Genomic DNA, 23,000 nt, shown 5'->3' with positions numbered 1-23,000 from the left:
GAACTAGCTGAGTGCCAACATCACCGAGGCGACGAGCGCGAGCCCCATGCCCAGAAGTTGAACCTTGCTGACGCGCTCATGCAGTGTGAACCGGGCAAGCACGATCGTGGCAAGCGGGTAAAGACTCACGAGAACGGAGACCACAGCCAAGCTCCCCGCTTGGAGCGCAAACAGAATGAACGCGTTCGAAGCACCAACGAGCACGCCGCCAATCGCAGCAAGCAGCCGCGCACGGCCGACGCTCACCACCGGGCCGCCTTCGGGCTGATGGTCGAACTGCGCCAGAAACCGTCGAAGCGGAGCACTGAGTCTCGTGAGCGCGAGCAAGATCAGCATCGCGCAAAGGCCGACAAGGATTTCGATCACCGCGGTAGCGAGTCCAGCCGACTCTGGCGCTCGATCAAGAGCAATCAGAGCGGAACCAAGGCTGATTCCCGAGATCACGCCGACCACGACCGTGCGGGGACGAACTCTAACCGCGGCATCCGATCTCGTCACCGAAACCAGCAGCGCGCTCACCAGAGCGAGAACGATCGCCACCCATGCCTGTGGCGGCAACTGCTCTCCGGTGATCACCGCAAACGCGACCGGCACCACAGCACCGACAACGGCGATGAGGGGCGCAACGAGGCTCATCGGTCCGTCGGCAAGCGCCGCATAAAAAGTGAGGAGCCCAATGATCGCGCTCACTCCCGCGACTGCACCCCAAAGGATGGCGCCGGCCTCCCACTGTACAACAACAAAGGGCAATGCCGCTAGCAGTGCGAGAGTTGCGAAGACGTGGATGATCGTCGTCGCCGGAACAACGCGTAAGCGCCGCGTGCTTAACCCGCCAAAAAAGTCCGAGACACCATAAAAGAGGGAGCCAGCAAGCGCGAGCACGACACTGACGATCATTCCGCCAGCTTAGAGCCACGAAGGATGCGTTGGCAGCCGAACACGGCCGGAGCACGGTGCCTTGTGCCCGCGGGTAGAATCTGGTGTGCCCAATTCAAGCGAATCCCCCGAGCCCGGCCACAGTGGCCTCGACCCCGCGGAACGTGAAACGACCCTCAAAGTTTTGGCCCAAATGGCGGAAATTGACGAGGAGCACCCTGACTTCATCACCATTCGGCGGGCCACTGCCGCAATGTTCAAAGCGGTCAAGAAAGAACGCCGCCTCGAAAAGCGCGCCACTATCGCGGATGCTGATCGACAAGTAATTGCCGCAACCGCGACCGGCGCCGCGGATCGCATTGATGACGAGACTCGTGGCATCCCGATCTCGACAAACACCATGGCTCCCACCGCCGGCGAGCTCATCAAAGCGCGCCCCTGTTACATCTGCAAGCAGCCCTATACGAGGGTTGATTCGTTCTACCACCAGCTCTGCCCCGACTGTGCAGCCTTCAACCACGCTAAGCGTGACGCGCGCACTGATCTCACGGGCAAGCGCGCCCTGCTTACCGGCGGTCGGGCAAAGATCGGTATGTACATTGCGCTGCGTTTGCTGCGGGATGGCGCGCACACAACAATCACTACGCGGTTCCCTCGGGATGCCGTTCGCCGCTTCTCAAGTCTTCCCGATTCCGCAGACTGGCTGCACAGACTCCGGGTGGTGGGAATCGACTTGCGCGACCCCGCCCAGGTTATTGGACTGGCGGATTCCGTTGCCGCTCAGGGCCCGCTCGACATCCTCATCAACAACGCAACACAGACGGTGCGTCGCTCCCCCGGCGCCTACCAGCCGCTCGTCGATGGTGAGCTAGCGCCGCTACCCGATGGCCCACTGCCCGAACTCGTGACGTTCGGGCACACCAACGATCCTCACCCGCAGGCGCTCGCGCAGTCCGTCGCGGCGCACCCCATCTTGGCTGCTGCCGCTACGCGTGCCGAAGAATTGACCGAGCAAGCGATGAGCGCTGGCTCGAGCTCGCTTGAACGCCTCGCCGCCGGCACCGCAATTGATGCCGGTGGGCTCGTTCCTGACCTCGACTCGATCAACTCGTGGACCCAACACGTTGATCAGGTTGACCCTCTCGAAATGCTCGAAGTTCAGTTGGCCAACACCACGGCACCGTTCGTGTTGATCTCGAAACTGCGTCCAGCAATGGCTGCCTCACAGTCACGACGCAAATACATCGTTAATGTTTCGGCAATGGAGGGCGTATTTGGTCGCGGTTACAAGGGCCCCGGGCATCCACACACCAACATGGCGAAGGCTGCTGTCAACATGCTTACCCGCACGAGCGCCCGCGAAATGTTCGAAAACGACGGCATCCTCATGACCAGTGTCGACACCGGCTGGATCACGGATGAGCGCCCACACCCCACAAAGGTGCGGCTGGCCGAAGAGGGCTTTCACGCGCCGCTCGACCTCGTCGATGGTGCGGCTCGTGTCTACGATCCCATCGTGCGCGGCGAGGATGGCGAAGATCTGTTTGGCATCTTCCTGAAGGACTACGACAAGAGCTCATGGTGACGCCGGCCGAATTTCTGAAGGCAACCGTCAGCGGTACCCGGGTTGTCGTACGCCACCTCATTGACGACGGTCGCGCCACCGATGCGCTCGGCTACTTTCACCTCGCCGATGACACCCACTGCGTTGTTGCCACCAAACGCGGTCTCGAAACTATTGAGTTCGCACGGGTGATCGCAGCCAAAGAGGTGCCACCACCGCCGGCACCTCGCCCCCGCACTATTTCTTCGGAATAGCTTTCGCACCGGTCGGCTTCGCTAGCGCCGGCTTTTTCGCTAGCGCGGGCTTTTTCGCGGGCGCGGCTTTCTTCGCGGGAGTCGACTTCTTGGCAGTGGGGGCAGCTTTCTTCGCAGCGGGCGCGGCCTTCTTCGCCGAAACAGCCGCTAACGGAGCACCCTCGCCCGGCGTGATCTTGCCGGGGTTGAAATTGCTCTCTGGGTCGGCGGAGGCAAGTAGCCCGCGCACAATTTTGAGCCCCTCAGTCGAAATGTCTTGTTCAAGCCACGGTGAGTGCTCAACGCCCACACCGTGATGGTGCGAGATGGTGCCGTCGTTGTCGACGAACGATTGCTGAATCGCGCGCTTGACTGTGTCGTATTCGCCCAGCGGATCGTCACCGAAAGTGAACGCAAACGTAAAGTAGAGGCACGCACCGGAGTGGTAGGAGTGAGACATGTGCGACATGATCCAGCCCTTAGTGCCGAGCGAATCGTAGGCCCGCTGGGCAGCATTGTGGGCCGCGGAATGAAGCTTCACTACTGACGACCATGGGGTTGCGGTCTCTGACACGTCGCCGGCAGCACCCATATCGAGCAAAAAGTCTCGCAGGTAGGGGGTGTCGAACTTCTTCTGGTCATACAGAATGCCGGGGCCTTTGCCCACACCCATTCCGCCATGCTTGCTCACGATCTTGTCGACCAGTTTTTTTTGGAGTTTCGCATGATCAACACTGCCCTCGAACCCGATGAACGAGAGACAAATGTCGTCAAGGTTCCAGCCCTTGGCTGTCATGATTTTCGGTAGTGCCGTTTCCGCGGTGAACTTGCTAACGCCAGTGCGGCTCTTGCTCGTTGCGAGCGAGAATCCGGTCTCTTTGGCATCAGAGATTCGCGTGATGGATGGCGTGGCATCCGACTCTGCGATCGCCTGCATTGCGGCGATGCCCGACTTCCAGTTCGGGAAGAAGTAGGCGTAGACGTCACGCTTGGCGGGGATGCGATGCACCTGCACGGTGACCTCAGTGATGACACCCAGACGGCCCTCACTGCCGAGGATCATTTCGCGCACGCTCGGTCCGCTTGAGGTACTCGGCAACGGCCGCAAGACCAGCAGCCCGCCCGGTCGAACGACACGCAGTCCTCGAGTGATGTCCGCAATGTCACCGTATTTGTCTGACTGCATTCCCGAAGAGCGCGTCGCTACCCAGCCACCGACGGTCGAGTGAGTGAAGCTGTCGGGAAAGTGCCCGATCGTCCATCCTTGAGCGTTGAGCTGTTCTTCGAGGTCAGGCCCCTGGGCGCCAGCCTGGATACGGGCAAGGCCGGCATCTTTATCGATCGCGACAACTTCGCGAAGCCGTCCTAGATCAAGTGAGATGACAACGCGCTTCTCGGCAGGCATCGGCTCTAGACTGCCCGCAATATTGCTGCCGCCGCCAAAAGGAATGATGACAGCATTGGCTGCCACGGCGGCATCTACGATCGCTTGCACTTCTGATTCATCGGCAGGGTAAACCACAACGTCAGGGCTGCGCTTAATGGCGTTGCTTCGAATACGCACGAGATCGCGAAGACCTTTGCCGTAGGTGTGGATGACGCGAACCATGTCGTCGCGAGTGACATTGTCTTCGCCAACTATCGCGGCAAACTGCTTGACGAACGCTGCGGTTGCTTTGCTCTTCGGAACGTTCAGGTCATCGAAGGAGGGTTCGCCCGCGCGGGTCGCGGAGACGAGATCGAGGCCAACCGCATACTGCACGAAGGGAGCGAAACCGGGCTTGTCTTCGTGGTGGAATCCCACCCCTTCGTTGCCCCAACCCCACCACTTCATGTGTTTGACAGCGGTCATTGGATTCCCTTCGGGGTTGCGCTTGGCACGGGTTGAACAGTTTCGTGCAGTTGCCGCACGGCGTCGGCAAGTCGCGTCGAGAAAGCTTCTGAAGTTTCAGATTCTTTGCGGTGGTGCAGTTCGCCAAAGACTACAGTGACGGGCGGCCGTCCTAGCTTTGGCCAGTTCACGCCGCGCGGCATCGCCGTAGCAGCGCCGACGAGGGCGATGGGAAGGCACGGCACTGAGGTGCTAATGGAGAGCGCGGCGGCACCCGGCTTGAATCGCGTGAGCGCTCCCTCGCGTGTGCGTCCACCTTCGGGAAAAATGAGAAGAGGAACACCGCGTTCGAGTAGCGAGCGAGACGCACTCGCACGCTTGCCTTCAGCATTGCGTTCGATCGCAAAGGCGTTGAAGAAGAGTGTGGTGAGCCCTTTGCGCCACCACACCTCGAAGAAGTAGTCGGCTGCAGCGCCCGCGGCGAGATAGCGTGCTCGGTTGCTTGGTAACGCCCCAATGATCAGTGGAGCATCCAAATGGCTGGAGTGATTTGCGACCGCAATGAAGGGGCCGTCATGGCGCTCGATGTGCTCGATTCCTCTAACTTCGACGCTAACAAGCGACCACACCAACGGTTTGAGCATTCCGCGCTGCGCCACGAATCTCGCACCTGCCATTGTTGGCGAGGTGAATCGGTCAAAAGCTCGGGTCATGTCGTAGTCGTATCTCTCACACCATGAGGTTCGGAGCCCTCGTCACTTCGGCTTGAAGAAATCTTGGCAGAAATCCAACGAATTGTGGTCTGAGGCAAATGTCGAGCAAACCATCCGATGACTCGGTACCGAACAGTAGGTATGGAGATAACTTTGCCGCGTGCGGCGTCACGCAGCGCACCCTTCACGAGGGTCGCCGCGTCAACCCACATAAACGAAGGAATAGACCCTGTGCGGATGCCCGCCCGTTCGTGGAACTCAGTGACGACCCACCCCGGCATGAGCGCCGTCACAGTAACTCCCGTATTGCGCAGTTCTACTGCAAGCCCCTGGCTGTATGAGGCCACCCACGCTTTGATCGCTGAGTACGAGCCCATGGTCACTAGCCCGGCGATGCTCGACACGTTGATGATGCGACCGCTGCCACGCTCGCGCATGACACGGCCCGCTGCACCCCCGAGAATCAAAACAGCGCGGCACATAACATCGAAGGCATGTTCGTGGATACTTGCGACGTCGGCGCCTGTAAGTCTGGCATGGACGCCGAAGCCGGCGTTGTTGACAAACAGATCGATGGGCCGGTCAGGGTCGGTGAGGCGCTCGGCGACCCGCCCGACGTCGTCGCGATTCGCGAGGTCTGCGCTGATGGTTTCGACAGCGATTCCGAATTCTCCACGTAGGCTGGTTGCGGTTTCGTTGAGCCGGGTCTCGTTCCGTGCGACCAAGATGAGATCCGTGCCGGTTTCAGCCAGTTGCCGCGCAAACTCGGCTCCAATGCCTGATGTTCCGCCAGTAATGAGCGCTATTGCCATGACGCCAAGACTACGGCAAGCACTCAGAAACGATTGTGTGCTCGCCTCTGAGTCGCAACTAGAATTGCTGAGAGTCGCCGCCCCCACACTGCTTCGAGCGGAGGAGAACGATGCCAAGAGGTCTTGAGGTTGCCCTCGACGACATGTCTATCCCCGCGCCCGCTTTCGATGTGCGGGCTTATGCGGATGACGCGCACGACAGCTACCGGGAGTTTCTCAATCTTGGGGCATACGAGTTGCAACCGCTGAGTGCCGAGACGCTGCGGGTTTTGCGTTATCTGCAGGTCGTCGAGCGTGGCACGATGACGCACTTGCGCAGCGTGCTGGTAACAGCAACGCATAAGGACGCACGCGTTACCGCATTCTTGATTACGTGGGCGTTCGAGAAGTATTGGATTGCGGATGCTCTCGATCAGGTTATTCGTGCAAACGACGGCGGCGAAGTAGACCGCACACCGTTTCGCACCCCGGTGGAGCGAACAATTCGCGAATCCATCGTGGCAAACATTGTCGGGCTCCCGATGATCGCGGTGCACACCACGCTCGGCACCGTGGACGAGTGGCTCATGCAGGCGGCCTACCGTCGTCTCATCGAGCTCGAGCCCCACCCGCAGCTCGTCGACATCGTCTCTCGCCTACTCGCCACCAAAGCTCGACAGTTGGAGTTCTTCGAGGCTCAAGCCCGACACCGCCTCGCGGGATCGGTTCGTGCTCAGAAGGTCACGCGGCGGCGCCTCACCAAAACACCGTGGCCGATTGGTGCACGCGCCGAGCCCCGCGAAAATACCACCTTCTTCTTCTCGCACCTGTTCCGCAGCCAGCCATCCACCATCGTTGACATCGATGCACTCATCGACTCCCTCGATGGCCAAAGCAACCTCAACCTGATGAAACGGGCCGCCGCCTTATGACGACCGTCAACACCCTCACCAGCGAGCATGTTTTTCTGACCGGAGCCACCGGCTTCGTCGGTCAGGCAATCCTCGAGCGTTTGCTGTCGAGCCATCCCGGAACCCGAATTTCGATCTTGGTGCGCGCGAAAGGCTCGACCAGCGGCGAGGGGCGCCTTGCCAACCTCATGCGCAAACCAGTCTTTGCACAGTGGATGGAATCCATCGGCACGGAGAAAGCCCTCGAAGAGGTCGCGCACCGGGTCACCGTGATTGACGGCAGCCTTACGGATGTTGGGCCGCTGCCCGATGACATTGATGTCGTCATTCATGGGGCATCTACGGTCTCGTTTGATCCGCCTATCGATGAAGCATTCGACACCAACGTTGGCGGAGCGACGGGCATCTACACAGCACTGTTGGAGAGTAAGTCTCGACCGCACGTTGTGCACATTTCTACCGCCTATGTCGGCGGAATCCGCAAGGGTATCGTGCCCGAAGCTACGCTCCTGCACGACGTGGACTGGCGCACCGAGTATGAGGCGGCTCGCACGGCTCGCACTCGCGTTGAGTTCGAATCCCGCCAGCCCGAGGCCCTTCGTGCCCAACTCACCGCGGCGAAGGCTCGCCACGGCAAGGCTGGTCCCCAGGCCGTAGCCCAATTCACCGAGGCTGCTCGCGCTCAGTGGGTGCACGATCGACTTGTTGACTACGGCCGGATGCGCGCCGAAAGTCTCGGATGGACCGACGTTTACACGCTCACGAAGGCATTCGCTGAGCGTGTTGCCGAGGAACTCTGGGCTCAGTCGGGGCATCGACTTTCGGTGGTTCGCCCCTCGATCATCGAGAGCGCGCTGCATCATCCGTTTCCCGGTTGGATCGATGGGTTCAAGGTCGCGGATCCTCTGATCCTTGCGTACGGCCGCGGGCAACTGCCTGACTTCCCCGGCCTTCCCGACTCAATCCTCGATGTGATCCCGGTCGATTTTGTCGTTAATGCCGCTTTGGCCGCTGCGGCCACGGAGGCCGACCCGACGGCACCCCAGTACTACCACGTGAGTTCTGGCGCGAGCAATCCGCTGCCGTTCCACCGGATGTATGAGAATGTCAACGCGTACTTCACCGCTAATCCGCTTCCCGCGGAAGATGGCGAGATCAGCGTTCCTTTGTGGCGATTCCCGGGCGGTCAACGTGTCGAAAAAGCGCTCGTCAAGCGCGAGCGTCAAGCCGCCCGTGCCGAGCGGACAATCACCAAGCTGCCGACCACTCCCCGCACGCGCCGCTGGCTCGATGAGGTTAAGAGTGGCCAGCATCAGCTCGAGGTACTGCGCGCGTTCACTGACCTTTACCGCGCTTACGTGCAGACCGAGATCATCTTCGATGATGCCAATACTCGTCAGCTCCTCGCCTCTCTGCCTCAGAAGACTTCTCCCAGCGCGCGCTTCGATGTCACCGAGATCAACTGGGAAAGCTATTTTCAGCAGGTGCACTTTCCCGCAATCACGACGCTCACTCGGGCGTTTGCGAATCGGCCTGCTGCGAAGACTCGCACCGCCAAAAAGCTGCCGCATCGCACCGATGTTGTCGCAGTGTTCGACCTTGAGGGCACCGTCGTCGATTCGAATCTCGTGAAGCAGTACCTGCTGCTCTGGGGCGGAACAGTTCCTCGTTCCAAAGTTGTGCACGACCTAGCCAATTTCACTTTCTCGCTGCGCAAGTACTGGCGTGCCGAGCGTCGTGACCGTGGTGAGTTCATTCGCACCTTCATGCGTCGCTATGAGGGGTTCAAGATTGTTGAGATTGAGCGGATGGTGCGCGGCAGTTTTGGTCGCGCCATGATGCGTCGAGTGATGCCGGATGCTCTGCTCCGTGTTCAGGAGCACCGTGACGCTGGCCATCGCACCATCCTGGTGACCGGAACGATCGACCTGATGGTGACACCGTTCTTGCCCTACTTCGATGAGGTTGTTGCCGGGCGTATGCATGAACGCGACGGCGTGCTCACGGGCTTCTTGGCTGATCCACCCCTCGTGGATGAGGCACGGGCTGCCTGGCTGCGTCATTACGCGGATCTTCACGGCTTCACTCTGGCCCAGTCGTATGGCTATGGTGACAGCCATGCCGACCTGATGTGGTTGCAGCTCGTCGGTAATCCCAGCGCAGTCAACCCCGATGTGAACCTATACAAGCATGCTCAAGAGAAGCGGTGGAGTGTGCTCGATTGGAAGCGCCGCTCCCCTAGCTCCCCTATTCCGAGACCTCGCGCTGCGGCATTCGCGCACCAGGAAGGAGAGGAACAGAACTCGACTCCCTCGAGCTAGTTCCCACACCTCATGGCATTTGATATTGATCGCTACACCTCCACCTCGAAAAAGGTGCAGTGGGGTGATCTCGATTTCACCGAGTTTGAGCGCAACCCCCTGCCAGACACCACCCTGCGCAGCCTTCGCTATATGGCTGATGTTGAGTACCACACGGTGTGCTATCTTCGCGATTTGCTTGTGACGCCTTCGCATAAAGAGGTCGACGTGAGCGCGTTTATGACGATGTGGAACCGTGAAGAGTTCTGGCACGGCGAAGCACTCTCCAAGGTGCTCGGCGCCCACAAGGTGACGCTCGACTTCGACCAGCTCAAGGCAACCCGCCTCAAACTGGGGTGGAAGGATCGCCTCGACCCCATCAAGCAGTCGGTGCTAGGCAACGTCATCGGCAAAGATTTCATCGCGGTGCACATGATTTGGGGTGCCGCGAATGAGTGGTCGGCAGTTGCCGCTTACAATCGCCTCGCGGATCTTCAGCAGCATCCGGTGCTCTCTGAGTTGCTGCGACGGATTGCCAAGCAAGAGGCGCGCCATGTTGCGTTCTATGCGACCCAGGCTCGTGAACGTTTGGCCAAGAGCAAGAAGGCTCAGGTGCTCGCTCGCCTCGCGTTGAAGGGCGCGTGGGGTCCAGTGGGGTCGAGTATCATGCCTGCTGAAGAAGTCACGCATGTGATGGGCCACCTCTTTTCCGGCGACGAGGGTTTGCGCGAAATCCGGAAGCTCGATGAACACATTTCTCGCATGCCAGGGCTCGAGGGTCTCACCATTGTGGAGACCTCAATGAAAAAGTATGGGGTTGCAGCCTAAAGGCGTAGGCTTCTCGCTGGACTATTGGCCACTAACGAATGGGTAAGTTGGAGACGTGGGCGTAAGAATCGAACGAATTGACCTTCCTGGTTTTGGTGTCCGCAATGATGTGATTACCAAATCAGGTTGCCGTGTCAGCGTAGTTTCGCTGCGCTCGGGTGAACGCGATCTTGCATTTTTCAATGCGGATGACCCGGACTCGAATGCTGCCTCGATCTCGCTCACCGATGACGAGGCTGCCGCTATTGCTGAGGTTCTTGGCTCTTCGCTGACGTTGAGCCGTTTGTCGGTTCTTGGCGAGAAGGCTGAGGGGCTCTTCACCGAGGAAATTTCTCTTCCGGGCGGTTCCGGTTTTGTCGGGCATCCGATGGGCGACATGAAGGCGCGCACATTAACGAGCGCGTCAATCGTTGCAATCGCGCGCGGCAATGACGTTCTTCCGTCTCCTGGTCCCGAGGTTCAGTTTGAATCAGGCGACGTGATTGTTGCTGTAGGCACCCGCAAGGGTCTCGACGCTCTTGGCAAGCTCATCAACAACGGCCCCAGCTAAGGCTCGCGTATGCATGAGACGACGCAGCTGCTCATTGAAGTTGGCGCTCTCTTGCTGGTTCTCAGCGTGCTGGGTCGAGTTGCCGCACGCTTTGGTTTCTCTGCCATCCCGCTGTATCTGCTTGCCGGCCTTGCCGTTGGCGAGGGCGGTCTTCTCCCCTTTCAGGCCTCAGAAGAGTTCTTCGCAGTCGGTTCGCAGATCGGTGTAATTCTGCTGCTAGCGATGCTCGGTTTGGAGTATTCCGCCGACGAGCTCGTCTCGAACCTCAAGACATCCAAGGTTTCGGGAATTCTTGATGCTGTGTTCAATGCCCTGCCCGGTGCTCTGTTCGCAATCCTTTTAGGTTGGGAACCCACCGCTGTGGTCGCGTTGGCCGGTGTCACGTGGGTGTCATCGTCGGGAGTGATTGCAAAAGTTGTTCGTGACCTTGGCCGACTCGGTAACCGGGAAACACCGACCATCCTCTCCATCATCGTGATGGAGGACCTCGCTATGGCGTTTTACCTTCCGGTGCTATCTGCGCTCGTGATCGGTGCTGGCCTGTTGCAGGGCGCATTTACCGTGGCAATCGCCGTGGCGGTTGTTCTCATCATTCTCTACGTTGCGCTGCGTCACGGCCGATTCTTGTCACGGCTTCTTCCCGACAAGAACGCTGAAGCGTTGCTCCTCGGCGTGGTCGGACTCACGATGCTGGTAGCGGGTCTTGCGGAGCAGGTGAGCGTTTCTGCCGCAGTCGGTGCCTTCTTGGTCGGGATTGCAATCTCTGGACCTGTTGCACACCAGTCGGCGCAGCTCATCACTCCTCTGCGCGACCTTTTCGCTGCAGTATTCTTCGTCTTCTTCGGAATTTCGACATCTCCGGCAGACATTGTGCCAGTACTGCTTCCCGCATTTGCTCTCGCGATCGTCACGATCGCTACCAAAACGCTGTCGGGCTACCTCGCTGCTAAACGAGCGGGAATCGCGGCGGCCGGCCGTTGGCGCACAGGTCTCACGTTGACTCCTCGAGGAGAGTTTTCGATCGTGATCGCCGGTCTCGCCGTCGGTGCCGGCATCGAGCCAATGATTGCTCCGCTCGCAGCCGCCTACGTGCTCATGACAATCGTCTCCGGACCCATCTTGGCGCGCATTCCTGACGCCAAATGGTTCAAGGCTCGCGTGCGCAAGGACGCCGGGAACCCGCCACAGTCGACACCGCTCGCGGCGCCGTAGCGACGCTCACGAACGCAGAGGCCAGAAAGTTGTGGCGCGAAAACGCCCTCAACCCCCGCAAGTGCTGCTGACCTTAGATGGCCCACTTCTGGCCCGCTGGGCCTTAGACACACAAAAACCCCCGACGAAAGATTCCTCTCATCAGGGGTTTTGGTGGATCCAAGGGGATTCGAACCCCTGACCCCCTGCATGCCATGCAGGTGCGCTACCGGGCTGCGCCATGGACCCATTTGTCTTATCTTCGTTACCGAAAATGCAACTTCTCAAGAATAGTACATGCGCGGGGCATCCAGAACCATCTGAGCGTTCCGAGCCCAAAGTTCCTCAGAATCACAGCAAGAACGTGGCTAAGCAGCAAGGGGCGACCGGCATCCGATTGGATGCTGACCGCCCCACGCGCAAGCAGAAACGTAGCCTAGTTAGCGAGGATTTCCCTTAGGCAACGGGGATAACGAGTCCGGCGTAGAAGTCGCTGATGTACGCCTTCGTCTCGTCAGAGGTCAACAGTTCATACAGCGTGAGCACGCGCGGGTCGCTCGTGAGCTCATCGCGGGTGGCAAGGATGTTGTAGTACGAGCTCGTGGTCGGCTCCGTAACCAACTGCAGGTCACCGGTCAGGCCCGCCGCACCCGCGTAGTTGAAGTTGACGATGGCGGCATCCTGATCATCAAGGGCCGAAGGCAGGCTTGCCGCATCGATCTCAATGAAGGTGAAGTCGTTCGGGTTGGCGGTGATGTCCGCAACAGTCGACGGCGCATCCGTGGTCTCGATGAGTCCAGCATCCGCAAGCAGGAGAAGCGCACGACCCTCGTTGCTGGCATCATTCGGCAACGCGATCTTGGCACCATCCTTCAGGTCAGCGAGCTCATCGACAGTCTTCGAGTAGAGGGCCAGAGGCGGGAGGTAGACCTGGCCAACAACAGACAGGTTGTCGCCCGTGTTCTCGTTGAAGAGATCCAAGAACGGTTCGTGTTGGAACAGGTTGACGTCGAGGCTGCCCTCGCTCAGCGCCGGGTTCGGCGTGGTGTAGTCAGTGAATTCGACGATCTCAAGCTCGAGACCAGCCGCTTCGGCCTGCCCGCTGTCGATCACAAACTGAACGATCTCGCCTGCAGGGGTGGCGGTAGCGCCAACCGTGAGCGAGCCGAGCGTGCCATCAGTAGGCGCCGCTTCCTCAGCGGGAGCCGAGCATCCAGCCAGGGTCAGAGCGAGCACGCCAGCGGCGGCCACAGTGGAGAGTGAGAAGAATTTGGAGCGTGACATGACATTCCTTAATCGAGAGAAAACGAACGGTGGTACGTGAAAATGGGAAAACTACTCAGGGGTAAGCCGCCGACAGGGTCAGCGGTGAGACATTCGGCTCGCCAGGCGAGCGCCGACCACCTGAATGATCTGCACAATCGCCACCAACACGATGATTACCGCAACAATGTGGATGACGCTGTAGCGCTGGTGACCATAGCGAATAGCAACATCGCCAAGACCTCCACCACCAATCGCGCCCACAATTGCCGAGTAGTTCACAATCGACACCACTGTCGTTGTAAAGCCACGGATGAGGCCAGGGACCGCCTCAGGAACAATCACTTTCGAAACCAACTGCCATCGAGTCGCACCCAGGGAGTGACCTGCCTCGACGAGTCCCTCGTTGACCTCGCGCAACGAAATCTCAACGATTCGCGCGTAAAACGGAATCGCCGCCACGGTGAGCGGCACAATCGCGGCCGTTACACCGAATGCCGAACCCAGCAACAGCCTCGTGAAAGGGATGAGGGCGATCATCAGGATGATGAACGGGATCGAACGCCCCAAGTTCACCACCGTTTGAAGAACGGCGTTGATGATGCGCCCAACCACAAGGCTGCCGAACGGTCGCTCCAGGATGCCCCCGCGGTCAGTTATCACCAGAAGAGTGCCTGCTGCGAGCCCAACAATGATCGTGATGAGCATCGTGACACCCACCTGGTACAGGGTCTCCCCCGTTGCCTTCAGGAGCGTTTCGAATAGCTGCGGCCAGAAGCCGGGAGCCTGAGAATCGATCACCGTCCGCTCCTCACAATCTCAACAACAAGCCCCTGTGCGCGCAGATCATCGATCGCCGCAGTGTGTGCCTCAATCGGTCCCGGAAGTTCGAGGCGGGTACGCCCCGACTGGGCGCCGCCGATTGTCTCCATCGCAGCACCAATCAGACCAACATCGAGTTGATGAGTGCGGGCAAGTTGAGCCACGACGGGTCGTCCCGACGATAAACCGGCGAACGTCACATCGATGACGGTGGAACTGCCCTCGGGCAGCTCACCAAGCGGAAATAGGCCACGCGCAAGCTGCGAGCCCGGCTGGGCAAGCGAATCAACCAAACGGCCTTGCTCGAGAATGCGGCCACCGCTCATGAGCGCTGCGGAATCACAGATGCTTTTGACGACATCCATCTCATGAGTGATCAGCAAAATGGTGAGACCAAGTTCACGGTTGAGGCTGCGAAGCAACTGCAGGATCGAATCGGTAGTTTCAGGGTCGAGCGCGCTGGTTGCTTCGTCGCTGAGCAAAACCCGAGGGCGGGAGGCCAGCGCTCGAGCGATTCCCACACGCTGCTTCTGTCCACCCGAAAGTTGTGCCGGGTACTGCTTCGCCTTGTGCTCAAGGCCCACGAGCTCAAGAATCTCGTTGGTACGGCCGGTGCGTTCGCTACGGTTTACCCCAACAACTTCAAGGGCGAGCTCAACGTTGCCACGCACCGTTCGGCTATCGAGCAGATTGAACTGCTGGAAAACCATTCCGATCTCACGCCGCGCCTGAAGTAGGTCGCGGTCGCTCAACGCGGTCAATTCACGGCCGGCGACCGTAACGGTGCCCGAGTCGGGTCGTTCAAGAAGATTGACGGTGCGGATGAGTGTGCTTTTGCCCGCCCCGCTCTGGCCAATCACACCGAATATCTCGCCGCGTTGTACAACGATACTCACATCGTCGAGCGCACGAACCACGTTTGCGGCGGCACCAAACGTCTTGGTGACGGAAGAAAGCGTAATCATGAAACCCCAAAGAATGAAGGCGATTCATGGTGAACCGCCGCGGGGTCTAACTGCCCGGCTAGATCAAGAGAACCAGCACACTCCGGCCCCAACAAATTGGGTTACGAAGTGTGAAGGAATCAAACGACACTAACTAAACAGAGTCTGCTTCGGGCTCGGATTTTGTCGCGATCTTGAGGGGAATGACGGGGCAATCGCTCCACAAGCGGTCGAGCGAATAATAAAGACGATCTTCTTCATGGAAGATGTGCGCCACAACGTGACCGAAATCGAGGAGGATCCAGCGACCCTCAGCCCGGCCCTCGCGACGCATGGGCTTAGCGCCGGCTTCGATCATCTTCTCTTCGATTTCCGACGCAATTGATTGCACATTGCGCTCGTTGCGACCGGTGGCCAAGAAGAAAATATCGGCGTAGGGCGTGGGACCAGTGACATCCAGTGCGACCATATCCGTCGCCTGCTTGGCGTCGGCGGCGTTCGCGACGATGGAAAGTAGCTCGTTAGCACGAGGAGAAGCAGTCACAGGGTCCTTAATAGGAAATAGGGCAAAGAGTTAAATCTACAACATGTTGAACGCGAAGGCCGCCACGAGAAGGCCAGCAACCACAACGGCCATCGACGAAGCAGAAATCAGCAGCACCGTGAGCGCACGGGTGCCTTTCGGTTTCTGAGTCTGAGTTACTGACTGGTTCGAGAACGTGCTCACTGCTTTAACCGCACGAACAGGAGCCGAGTCCGTCGACACCATGTCGCTGTCGTTGAGGTCGAGTAGAGAATCGATGTCTGCGTGGTCGAAGCGATCAGAAACGCCGCTCGCGGAGAGCATGCTCGGCAAATCGATCGAGCCAGTGAGCATCGCCTCACCGCGTGAGTTCAATGGACCCCGGATGTCGGTAGCAAACGGAATAGCCGGTAAGACTAGTGCGCTGGTGGTGCTTGTTCCGCTGCCAATGGTTCTGGTGATGAGGGCGTCACTGGGCTCGTCTTCCTCTGCAGCCTGTCGAGACCAATGACCTGTTGGCGCGAGCTTCACTCCCAATGAGTCAATGGTCGGCGCTGGGTTCGGCACTGCTAGAGGCGCTGCCGACGCGGTTTCAGCGTCGGCTACACCAATTTGCAGCTCGATGATGGCGGGAAGTTCACCATCGAGTCGCTTGCGCGCCTGCTCGTCGAACTCTGCACGGGCATTGCTGAGGTTCGTTGTTGGAGCCTCACCTGTCGCAGCGGGCTCAACATCCACGACACCTAACGTCTGCTCAGCGGCTACCGGAGTGCCTGCGTCACCGAAGTTGAGTTCGGAAACAGACTTTGCAGGGCCAGCATCACGCAGTCGGTCGACCAGGGGCGAAGGTGGTGCGTCAGCGGTCGCTTCATTGTTCGCAGAACCATCGGCGTTGGCAAGCAACGACTCAAACACACTGAGCGCGTTTTCCGGTGGTTCGCTAGCCGACGCAGCGTGCGGGGCCACCGATAGTGGATCCACAAGTGCCGGCGGTTCGATGTAGACAGGAACCATCTGCTCCACCGTCACCGGCTGGGCGGTAGGCTGCATGGACGCGGGTGCGGCATCCGCAAGTTCGGCTTCTTGGCGTGAGCGGAGTTCTCGAAGTTCACGACGCGTCAGTGTGCGTTCGGGTGCATTCGTTTCACTCACTGCCGGTACGGCAGGAGGTGGTGAGGGGCGCTCGCTGGGCTCATCAGCAGCAGGAGGAGCCTGCGGGGCGACGGTCGCGGGTGGTGGTGGCGGCGCGAACGTCGAATACTGGCTGTGAGGTGAGGGCGGCGGCGCAGCACGGTAGGCGGCATCGGTCGAGGGGCGCGATGCTGCAGGAGCAGGCGGTGCACCGGGGGCAGCAGCCGGCGGCGTTGTCTGCGCAGCGGAAGCTGGTGGCACCGCGGCATCTGGTGGCACCGCGGCATCTGGTGGCACAGTGGCAGGCGAGCCGACATCGTCGGTGTTTGCGCGGGATTCGTCGACACGATTTTCTGCAGCTTCTTTCGAAGGGAAAGTCGTAAAACCCTCTACCGTTGGCTGCTGGTCAGAGGCTCGTTCGCGCTCACTCTGACGTGCCGCGCGGCGCGATTGCGGCGGCGGATCGTGAAAAGTGGTCATGGCATACTCCGATACAAATGGTGCTTGGCAATATATTGAACGACACCATCCGGAACCAAATACCAGACCGGGAAGCCCTGACTGACCCTGGTTCGGCAATCAGTGGATGAGATCGCAAGCGCCGGCACTTCTAACGAGCTTACGCCCTGCTCAGGCAATCCGCTAATAGTTAAGGCGTGTCCTGGCCGTGAAACTGCTATGAAATGTGCAAGCGTCCATACCTCAGAAACGTCTTTCCATTCCATGATCTGAGCCATGGCATCGGCACCCGTAATGAAGAAAAGGTCGGCATCCGGGTAGGCCTTGCGCATGTCACGCAGCGTGTCGATCGTGTAGGTAGGCCCCTCACGTTCCAAGTCAACGCGGCTGACGTTGAAGCCAGGGTTGGCTGCAGTGGCAATTACCGTCATCAGGTACCGGTGTTCTCCGGCGGTGACCGTTGACTTCATCCACGGCTTGCCCGTGGGAACAAATACGACCTCATCGAGGTCAAACTGCTGCTGAGCCTCGCTTGCCGCTACAAGGTGGCCGTTGTGGATGGGATCGAAAGTGCCACCCATGACGCCGATGCGCGCACGTCGCCGCGCCGTCTCAACCGACACGAATAGGTCCTAGTGGCCTGCGCCGTGAGCGTCGCCAGCCTTTGCGGGCTGAACAGCGTGGCGGTTGGCGACGTCGCGGAAGCTCCACGTGACGAAACCGAGAGTCGTGAAGACGACTGCCGCAATGAGCGGAAAAGCGAGCACCGGCAGAATCAGCGGTGCCAACTCTTCACCCGACGCAAGTACATTCAGAAAAATAGACATCAAATCTCCATTCACAAAACCTAGAACAGTCTAGCTGCGCACCTGACCGCTACCGCGCACAACCCACTTGGTGCTGGTGAGTTCCGACAAACCCATAGGGCCCCGAGCGTGAAGTTTTTGAGTGGAGATGCCAACTTCGGCCCCAAACCCGAACTCCGCACCATCCGTGAACCTCGTCGAGGCGTTCACCATTACCACTGCGGAATCAACCTCGGCGAGAAAACGGTCCGCATTTGCAAGGTCGTTGGTGATGATTGATTCGGTGTGTTTCGTTGAATATGTCGTGATGTGGTCAATCGCCGCATCGAGGTCCGCGACGACCCGCACCGCGATGTCCAAACTCAAGTGCTCTACAGACCACGCATCATCGCCCGCAGCCACAGCCTGAGGAAACAACTGCCGCGTGCGCTCGTCGGCGTGGATCGTCACCCCAGCGTCGGCAAGCCGTGTAAGAACAGCGGGAATGAGTCGTTCAGCCGCAGCTTCGTGCACGAGAAGTGTCTCAAGCGCATTACAGACGCTGGGCCGCTGCACTTTCGCGTTGTGCACGATCTCGATCGCGGTCGTTTCGTCCGCGGACTCATCGAGGAAGACGTGAACGATTCCTGCACCAGTTTCGATCACCGGAACCGTCGATTCCTGAACGACGGTCTGGATGAGCTGAGCACTCCCCCGAGGAATCAGCACGTCAACGAAGCCACGGGCTTGCATCAGTGCCTTCGCCCCATCGCGACCGAATTCGTCAACCGTTTGAACTGCCGTTGGCGCGACACCGACGCTCTGAAGTGCGGCCTGAATAATGTCCACAAGCACACGGTTTGAGTTTTCGGCAGCCGAACCGCCACGAAGTACAACCGCGTTGCCACTTTTGAGCGCGAGTGCAGCAATATCAATTGTCACGTTTGGCCGCGCTTCATAGATGGCGCCAATTACACCGAATGGCACTCGCACTTGTGACACCGAAAGGCCGTTCGGAAGCACAGAGCCGCGAACAACCGTGCCGACGGGGTCGGCGAGTTCGATAATCTCGAGCACCGCTGCAGAAAGCTGATCGATTCGAGCCTGCGTCAATCGCAGACGATCTTGGAGACCCTCAGCCATGCCACTACTCGCGCCACGTTCCAGATCGAGCGCATTGGCGGCGATGATCTTTTCGGCGTTCGCCGCGACATCCCATGCGATAGCGCTGAGTGCCGCATTCTTGTGGACCGTAGTGAGCGTGCTCAGAGTTCGAGATGCGGCTCGCGCCGCCTCAAGCTTCTCGGCAATCGTGTGCTCAACTTCAGCTGAATCAACCATATTCAGAGTGTAGCGGCGGTCATCGCGCGCTATCGACCTCTAAATTGCTGCGGCATCCGCCTCGAACCAGGTGCCAAGCGAGTGTCCCGCCAGGGCCGCCGCTACACTGCCGGTTTCAGCCAAGAGCACGGGGATACCCGCCGCCGCCGCATGCTTGGCGGCAGCAACTTTGGTTCCCGCACCACCCGTGCCCACGCCTGCCGCACCAATATCTCCAAAGGTCACATGGCTAAGGTCGTTGTCGAAAGCAACGAAGTCGATGCGCTCGGCACCCGGATCGGAGGGCGGTTTCGTATACAGCGCATCAATGTCCGAGAGCAAAACGAGCATGTCGGCACGTACCAGCACCGAGACGAGCGCCGCTAGCCGGTCGTTATCCCCGAACCGGATCTCGTGAGTCGCAACTGTGTCGTTCTCGTTCACGATGGGTAAAATTTTCAAGCCCAGCAGCCGTTCCATTGCTCGCTGAGCATTGCTGTGGTGCGTCGGGTTCTCCATGTCGCCTGCGGTCAGCAAGATTTGCGCCGCAACAACTCCGTAGCGGTCGAAACTTTCCTGATAACGATAGATGAGCACATTCTGGCCGACAGCGGCGGCAGCCTGCTGGGTTGCGAGATCGGTTGGCCGCCCATCAAGTTTCAAAAAAGGGATGCCCGTTGCGATCGCGCCCGACGAGACAAGGATGACTTCTGATCCGGCTGCGTGCGCACTGGCTAGCGCATCGACGAGAGCGCCGATCTGGCCAACGTTGACGCCGCTGACCGATGACGAGCCGACTTTGACAACGATCCGGCGCGCGCGAGGGATGTCGGCGCGCGCGGCGGGCTTGCTAGTCACGATTCTCCGACTCATCGTCTTTCTCAACAGCGAATCCTTCATCGTCAACCCAGACGCCGGCTTCGCGTTCCGACTGGAGCTCGGCACGTGCTGCTGCCTTGGCATCCATACGCTCGAGGTAGTTGCGTCGACGGCTCCGGTTGGTTTCACGCGGGTTGTCGTCAAGGCGAGGGTCGGTTCCTCGGGGAGCCACAACCAGTTCGGCCGCTGACGACAGTGTGGGCTCCCAGTCGAAAACAACGCCTCCGCCTGCACCGATGATTACGGTGGATCCGGGAACGGCGCCAGACTTGAACAGGTCGTCTTCGACACCGAGTCGGGCAAGACGATCGGCTAGGTAACCAACAGCTTCTTCGTTGGTGAAGTCTGTTTGTGCAACCCAACGTTCAGGCTTATCGCCCACTACGCGGTAGACGTTGCCGTAGGTGCCACCCTCAACTTTGACAGCGAAGTCCTTGGCGTTGACAGCACGCGGTCGCAGAACGATTCGTTCCTTGACCGGCTCAGAGTTGCGCGCTTCGCGGTCGGCCACGACTAGGGCGGCTAGTGCGAAGGAAAGTTCGCGGAGACCCGCATGTGAGACGGCAGACACTTCGAATACGCGGTATCCGCGCTCTTCTAACTCGCTCTTGACCAGGTGCGCGAGGTCGCTGCCATCAGCAACGTCGACCTTGTTGAGTGCGATGAGCTGCTCACGTTCCAGCAAAGGTTTCTGGCCCTCAGGTACTGGATAAGAAGCCAGCTCACCGAGGATCACATCAAGATCACTAATGGGGTCGCGACCGGGCTCCAGTGTTGCGCAGTCAAGTACGTGGAGCAGTGCAGTGCAGCGCTCAACGTGACGCAGGAACTCTAGGCCGAGGCCCTTGCCCTCACTCGCCCCCTCGATCAGACCAGGAACATCAGCGATCGTGTAGCGAACATCGCCGGATTCAACGACACCCAGATTCGGATGCAACGTAGTGAAGGGGTAGTCAGCGATCTTTGGCTTTGCCGCGCTCATCGCTGCGATCAGGCTTGACTTGCCTGCTGACGGGTACCCCACCAGCGCGACATCGGCAACCGTCTTGAGTTCAAGGAAGATGTCGCCCTCAAAGCCGGGCGTTCCGAGCAAAGCAAAGCCGGGAGCCTTGCGCTTAGTGGATGAGAGAGCCGCGTTGCCGAGGCCGCCCTGGCCACCGGGGCCAACGACCAATCGCATTCCCGGAGCATCCATATCGATGAGAACTTCGCCGTACTGATCGCGGACGAGCGTGCCGACAGGAACAGAAAGAACCATCTCGGCACCCGCCGTGCCTGCCTTATGGTCACCCTGACCAGGCTGACCATGCTGAGACTTACGATGCGGTGAACGGTGGAAATTCAGTAGCGTGGTGACCTGTGGGTCGCTGAAAAGTACGATGTTGCCACCGTCGCCACCATTTCCGCCGTCAGGGCCGGCAAGGGGCTTGAACTTTTCACGCTTGACGGAAACACAACCGTTGCCGCCGTGTCCTGCTAAGAGATGAAGGGTCACCTGGTCGACGAACGATGCCATGATGGTTCCTCCTGTTCTCGTGAGTCACGGTTCAAGTCTTTACTGTGTTGAACAGCCTGTTGCTGTGTTAAATGGCGAGAGCGAGCCGAAGCTCGCTCTTCGCTGTAACGTTCACCTGCGAACAGGCAACGGAGAAACTAAACGTTGACGATGTTGACGACTTTGCGGCCGCCCTTAGCACCAAACTGCACCGAGCCCGCTGCGAGAGCGAACAGTGTGTCGTCTCCGCCACGGCCAACATTGACGCCGGGGTGGAAGTGAGTGCCGCGCTGACGAACAATGATCTCGCCGGCGAGAACAACTTGGCCGCCGAAACGCTTTACGCCGAGGCGCTGAGCGTTGGAGTCACGACCGTTACGGGTGGAGCTTGCGCCCTTTTTATGTGCCATTTTCCTGGAAGTCCTTTACGCTCGTCAGCTACTTGATGCTGGTGATCTTGATGCGGGTCAGCTCTTGACGGTGACCCTGGCGAACCTTGTAACCGGTCTTGTTCTTGAACTTCTGGATGACGATCTTGGGACCGCGCTCATCGTTCAGAACCTCGGCGACGACCTTGATCTTCTCAAGCGCCTTGGCGTCGTGAGTGATCTTGTCGCCATCAACGAACAGAACTGGAGCGAGCTCAACATTGCCGTTCTTGTCGGCTGCGATGCGGTCGAGAACGACAATTGTGCCGACCTCTACCTTCTCCTGCCGCCCACCGGCGCGCACAACTGCGTAAACCACTTTTGACCCTTACTTAACGATTAATAGCTAGAACTACTGAAGCTTGTGGCGAATTCTGCGGGCAAGGCCCAGCACACACCAAGGATCAACGATACTCGACGTGGGCACTCCCGGTCAAACGACACGCTTCTGCCGTTTTCGACTGAATCAATCAATAGTGACGACTCGGCGAAAATGAGAACGTGTACACCGGACATTGATCGCAATCTCAACGATCACAACCACAGTTCAAGTGCAGCGAGAACTATAGTACGCCGCGAGAGCTCACCCGGTCAAAAGCTCAACGTCACAATCTCCCCTCAATTAGGCTCTCACCATGACTGTGTTGATCGACCAAGCGATCTGGCCAGCCCATGACACCGTGTGGGCGCACATCGTGAGCGACAAGTCACTCGACGAATTGCACGAGTTTGCTGAGCTCGCGGGTATCCCCCGACGCGGCTTCGACCTCGACCACTATGACGTTCCGGCACGAATGTGGAAACAACTGGTCGCCCTCGGCGCAGAGCCGGTAGGAATCCGGGAGTTTGTGCGGCGACTTGAAGCCAGCGGCCTCCGCGTGTCGCAACGTGACAGGACTTAGTAGCACGCTCACCTCGGTCGCTCGAGTGCTCTAGTGACTGGCTGACTGGCTGGCTGGCTGCAACGATTGCAGGGCCGTGAGGGCAGCATCCGCTTCGCTCATGACCACAGAGATGCCCTCGGTCTCAACAACCATCGCAACGACAGAGTCGGTCTCGACCTCATTCAACGACGCGACCGTGGCAAAGACAAAAACACCACGCTTCAATTGCGGGTCCATCGTGGACACCAGCGTGTCAAGATCAGAAATGGCGCTCATAAG

General features: G+C 59.2%; 25 protein-coding genes and 1 tRNA gene. 8 read left to right on the top strand and 18 right to left on the bottom strand.

What is annotated here, in order from left to right; all coding sequences use genetic code 11:
- Window positions 1-3: 3 nt before the first annotated feature.
- On the bottom strand, window positions 4-897 hold the full coding sequence (locus tag AADH44_RS05215; protein ID WP_341954488.1) for an EamA family transporter: 894 nt from the start codon (window positions 895-897) through the stop codon (window positions 4-6).
- An 85-nt stretch (window positions 898-982) separates the two neighbouring features.
- On the opposite strand from AADH44_RS05215, the gene AADH44_RS05210 reads away from it, so the two are divergent.
- Both AADH44_RS05210 and AADH44_RS05205 read left to right on the top strand, forming a co-directional pair.
- Complete coding sequence (locus tag AADH44_RS05210) at window positions 983-2,461, top strand: SDR family NAD(P)-dependent oxidoreductase (RefSeq protein WP_341954486.1); 1,479 nt, start codon at window positions 983-985, stop codon at window positions 2,459-2,461.
- On the top strand, window positions 2,455-2,694 hold the full coding sequence (locus AADH44_RS05205) for a hypothetical protein (RefSeq protein WP_341954484.1): 240 nt from the start codon (window positions 2,455-2,457) through the stop codon (window positions 2,692-2,694). Before AADH44_RS05210 ends, AADH44_RS05205 begins: the two co-directional genes overlap by 7 nt.
- On the opposite strand, the gene AADH44_RS05200 is transcribed toward AADH44_RS05205, so the two are convergent.
- Genes AADH44_RS05200 through AADH44_RS05190 form a run of 3 tightly spaced genes read right to left on the bottom strand, consistent with a single transcriptional unit; the run spans window position 2,678 to window position 6,029 of the window.
- Entirely contained in the window at window positions 2,678-4,525 is a 1,848-nt protein-coding gene (locus AADH44_RS05200) for an FAD-binding oxidoreductase (RefSeq protein WP_341954482.1), read from the bottom strand. The two genes, AADH44_RS05205 and AADH44_RS05200, sit on opposite strands and share 17 nt — an antisense overlap.
- Window positions 4,522-5,217: a lysophospholipid acyltransferase family protein gene (locus tag AADH44_RS05195; protein ID WP_341954480.1), complete on the bottom strand. Its 696-nt coding sequence runs from the start codon at window positions 5,215-5,217 to the stop codon at window positions 4,522-4,524. The genes AADH44_RS05200 and AADH44_RS05195 overlap by 4 nt, the downstream gene beginning before the upstream one ends.
- Window positions 5,214-6,029 (bottom strand): SDR family NAD(P)-dependent oxidoreductase, encoded by an 816-nt coding sequence (locus AADH44_RS05190; RefSeq protein ID WP_341954479.1) that lies wholly within the window; start codon window positions 6,027-6,029, stop codon window positions 5,214-5,216. Before AADH44_RS05190 ends, AADH44_RS05195 begins: the two co-directional genes overlap by 4 nt.
- A 110-nt stretch (window positions 6,030-6,139) precedes the next feature.
- Between AADH44_RS05190 and AADH44_RS05185 the strand changes: the two genes are divergently transcribed.
- From AADH44_RS05185 to AADH44_RS05165, 5 genes are read left to right on the top strand one after another with little or no spacing between them, the layout of a single operon-like run.
- Window positions 6,140-6,940: a hypothetical protein gene (locus AADH44_RS05185; RefSeq protein WP_341954478.1), complete on the top strand. Its 801-nt coding sequence runs from the start codon at window positions 6,140-6,142 to the stop codon at window positions 6,938-6,940.
- Window positions 6,937-9,240 (top strand): SDR family oxidoreductase, encoded by a 2,304-nt coding sequence (locus AADH44_RS05180; RefSeq protein WP_341954476.1) that lies wholly within the window; start codon window positions 6,937-6,939, stop codon window positions 9,238-9,240. The genes AADH44_RS05185 and AADH44_RS05180 overlap by 4 nt, the downstream gene beginning before the upstream one ends.
- A 12-nt stretch (window positions 9,241-9,252) precedes the next feature.
- Entirely contained in the window at window positions 9,253-10,047 is a 795-nt protein-coding gene (locus AADH44_RS05175) for a ferritin-like domain-containing protein (RefSeq protein ID WP_341954475.1), read from the top strand.
- 55 nt (window positions 10,048-10,102) lie between these two features.
- A complete protein-coding gene (locus AADH44_RS05170; protein ID WP_341954473.1) occupies window positions 10,103-10,597 on the top strand; it encodes a TrkA C-terminal domain-containing protein in 495 nt (164 codons plus the stop codon).
- 9 nt (window positions 10,598-10,606) lie between these two features.
- On the top strand, window positions 10,607-11,809 hold the full coding sequence (locus tag AADH44_RS05165; RefSeq protein WP_341954471.1) for a cation:proton antiporter: 1,203 nt from the start codon (window positions 10,607-10,609) through the stop codon (window positions 11,807-11,809).
- 151 nt (window positions 11,810-11,960) lie between these two features.
- Here the strand turns inward: AADH44_RS05165 and AADH44_RS05160 are convergent.
- The 13 genes from AADH44_RS05160 to rplU form a co-directional block, all read right to left on the bottom strand.
- Window positions 11,961-12,037 (bottom strand) — tRNA-Ala (locus tag AADH44_RS05160).
- Window positions 12,038-12,244: 207 nt separating this feature from the next.
- A complete protein-coding gene (locus AADH44_RS05155) occupies window positions 12,245-13,072 on the bottom strand; it encodes a MetQ/NlpA family ABC transporter substrate-binding protein (protein WP_341954469.1) in 828 nt (275 codons plus the stop codon).
- Between the two features lie 78 nt (window positions 13,073-13,150).
- Window positions 13,151-13,852, bottom strand: coding sequence for a methionine ABC transporter permease (locus AADH44_RS05150; protein ID WP_341954467.1), 702 nt, complete (start codon window positions 13,850-13,852; stop codon window positions 13,151-13,153).
- A complete protein-coding gene (locus AADH44_RS05145) occupies window positions 13,849-14,838 on the bottom strand; it encodes an ATP-binding cassette domain-containing protein (RefSeq protein ID WP_341954465.1) in 990 nt (329 codons plus the stop codon). Before AADH44_RS05145 ends, AADH44_RS05150 begins: the two co-directional genes overlap by 4 nt.
- A gap of 133 nt (window positions 14,839-14,971) precedes the next feature.
- Entirely contained in the window at window positions 14,972-15,361 is a 390-nt protein-coding gene (gene rsfS / locus AADH44_RS05140) for a ribosome silencing factor (RefSeq protein ID WP_341954464.1), read from the bottom strand.
- Between the two features lie 36 nt (window positions 15,362-15,397).
- A complete protein-coding gene (locus AADH44_RS05135) occupies window positions 15,398-16,951 on the bottom strand; it encodes a hypothetical protein (RefSeq protein WP_341954462.1) in 1,554 nt (517 codons plus the stop codon).
- Complete coding sequence (gene nadD / locus AADH44_RS05130) at window positions 16,948-17,553, bottom strand: nicotinate-nucleotide adenylyltransferase (RefSeq protein ID WP_341954460.1); 606 nt, start codon at window positions 17,551-17,553, stop codon at window positions 16,948-16,950. Before nadD ends, AADH44_RS05135 begins: the two co-directional genes overlap by 4 nt.
- Window positions 17,554-17,562: 9 nt before the next feature.
- Window positions 17,563-17,757 carry a hypothetical protein gene (locus AADH44_RS05125; protein WP_341954458.1) on the bottom strand — a complete coding sequence of 65 codons (195 nt, stop codon included), beginning with the start codon at window positions 17,755-17,757 and terminating at the stop codon, window positions 17,563-17,565.
- Between the two features lie 30 nt (window positions 17,758-17,787).
- Complete coding sequence (locus tag AADH44_RS05120; protein ID WP_341954456.1) at window positions 17,788-19,056, bottom strand: glutamate-5-semialdehyde dehydrogenase; 1,269 nt, start codon at window positions 19,054-19,056, stop codon at window positions 17,788-17,790.
- Between the two features lie 39 nt (window positions 19,057-19,095).
- The gene (gene proB, locus AADH44_RS05115) at window positions 19,096-19,893 is read right to left on the bottom strand and encodes a glutamate 5-kinase (RefSeq protein ID WP_341954455.1); all 798 of its coding nucleotides are present in this window, start codon (window positions 19,891-19,893) and stop codon (window positions 19,096-19,098) included.
- Window positions 19,886-21,430 carry a GTPase ObgE gene (gene obgE, locus AADH44_RS05110; RefSeq protein ID WP_341954454.1) on the bottom strand — a complete coding sequence of 515 codons (1,545 nt, stop codon included), beginning with the start codon at window positions 21,428-21,430 and terminating at the stop codon, window positions 19,886-19,888. The genes proB and obgE overlap by 8 nt, the downstream gene beginning before the upstream one ends.
- Before the next feature lie 137 nt (window positions 21,431-21,567).
- Window positions 21,568-21,819 carry a 50S ribosomal protein L27 gene (rpmA, locus tag AADH44_RS05105; RefSeq protein WP_009772526.1) on the bottom strand — a complete coding sequence of 84 codons (252 nt, stop codon included), beginning with the start codon at window positions 21,817-21,819 and terminating at the stop codon, window positions 21,568-21,570.
- A 28-nt stretch (window positions 21,820-21,847) separates the two neighbouring features.
- Window positions 21,848-22,156, bottom strand: coding sequence for a 50S ribosomal protein L21 (gene rplU / locus AADH44_RS05100; protein ID WP_009772527.1), 309 nt, complete (start codon window positions 22,154-22,156; stop codon window positions 21,848-21,850).
- Between the two features lie 316 nt (window positions 22,157-22,472).
- Between rplU and AADH44_RS05095 the strand changes: the two genes are divergently transcribed.
- On the top strand, window positions 22,473-22,739 hold the full coding sequence (locus AADH44_RS05095; RefSeq protein ID WP_341954449.1) for a DUF4031 domain-containing protein: 267 nt from the start codon (window positions 22,473-22,475) through the stop codon (window positions 22,737-22,739).
- Window positions 22,740-22,769: 30 nt separating this feature from the next.
- On the opposite strand, the gene AADH44_RS05090 is transcribed toward AADH44_RS05095, so the two are convergent.
- Window positions 22,770-22,997: an ACT domain-containing protein gene (locus tag AADH44_RS05090; RefSeq protein WP_341954448.1), complete on the bottom strand. Its 228-nt coding sequence runs from the start codon at window positions 22,995-22,997 to the stop codon at window positions 22,770-22,772.
- Between the last annotated feature and the right edge of the window lie 3 nt (window positions 22,998-23,000).

This window comes from Salinibacterium sp. TMP30, from assembly GCF_038397785.1.
Lineage (GTDB): Bacteria > Actinomycetota > Actinomycetes > Actinomycetales > Microbacteriaceae > Rhodoglobus.
This window is presented reverse-complemented; position numbering and strand designations above follow the sequence as displayed.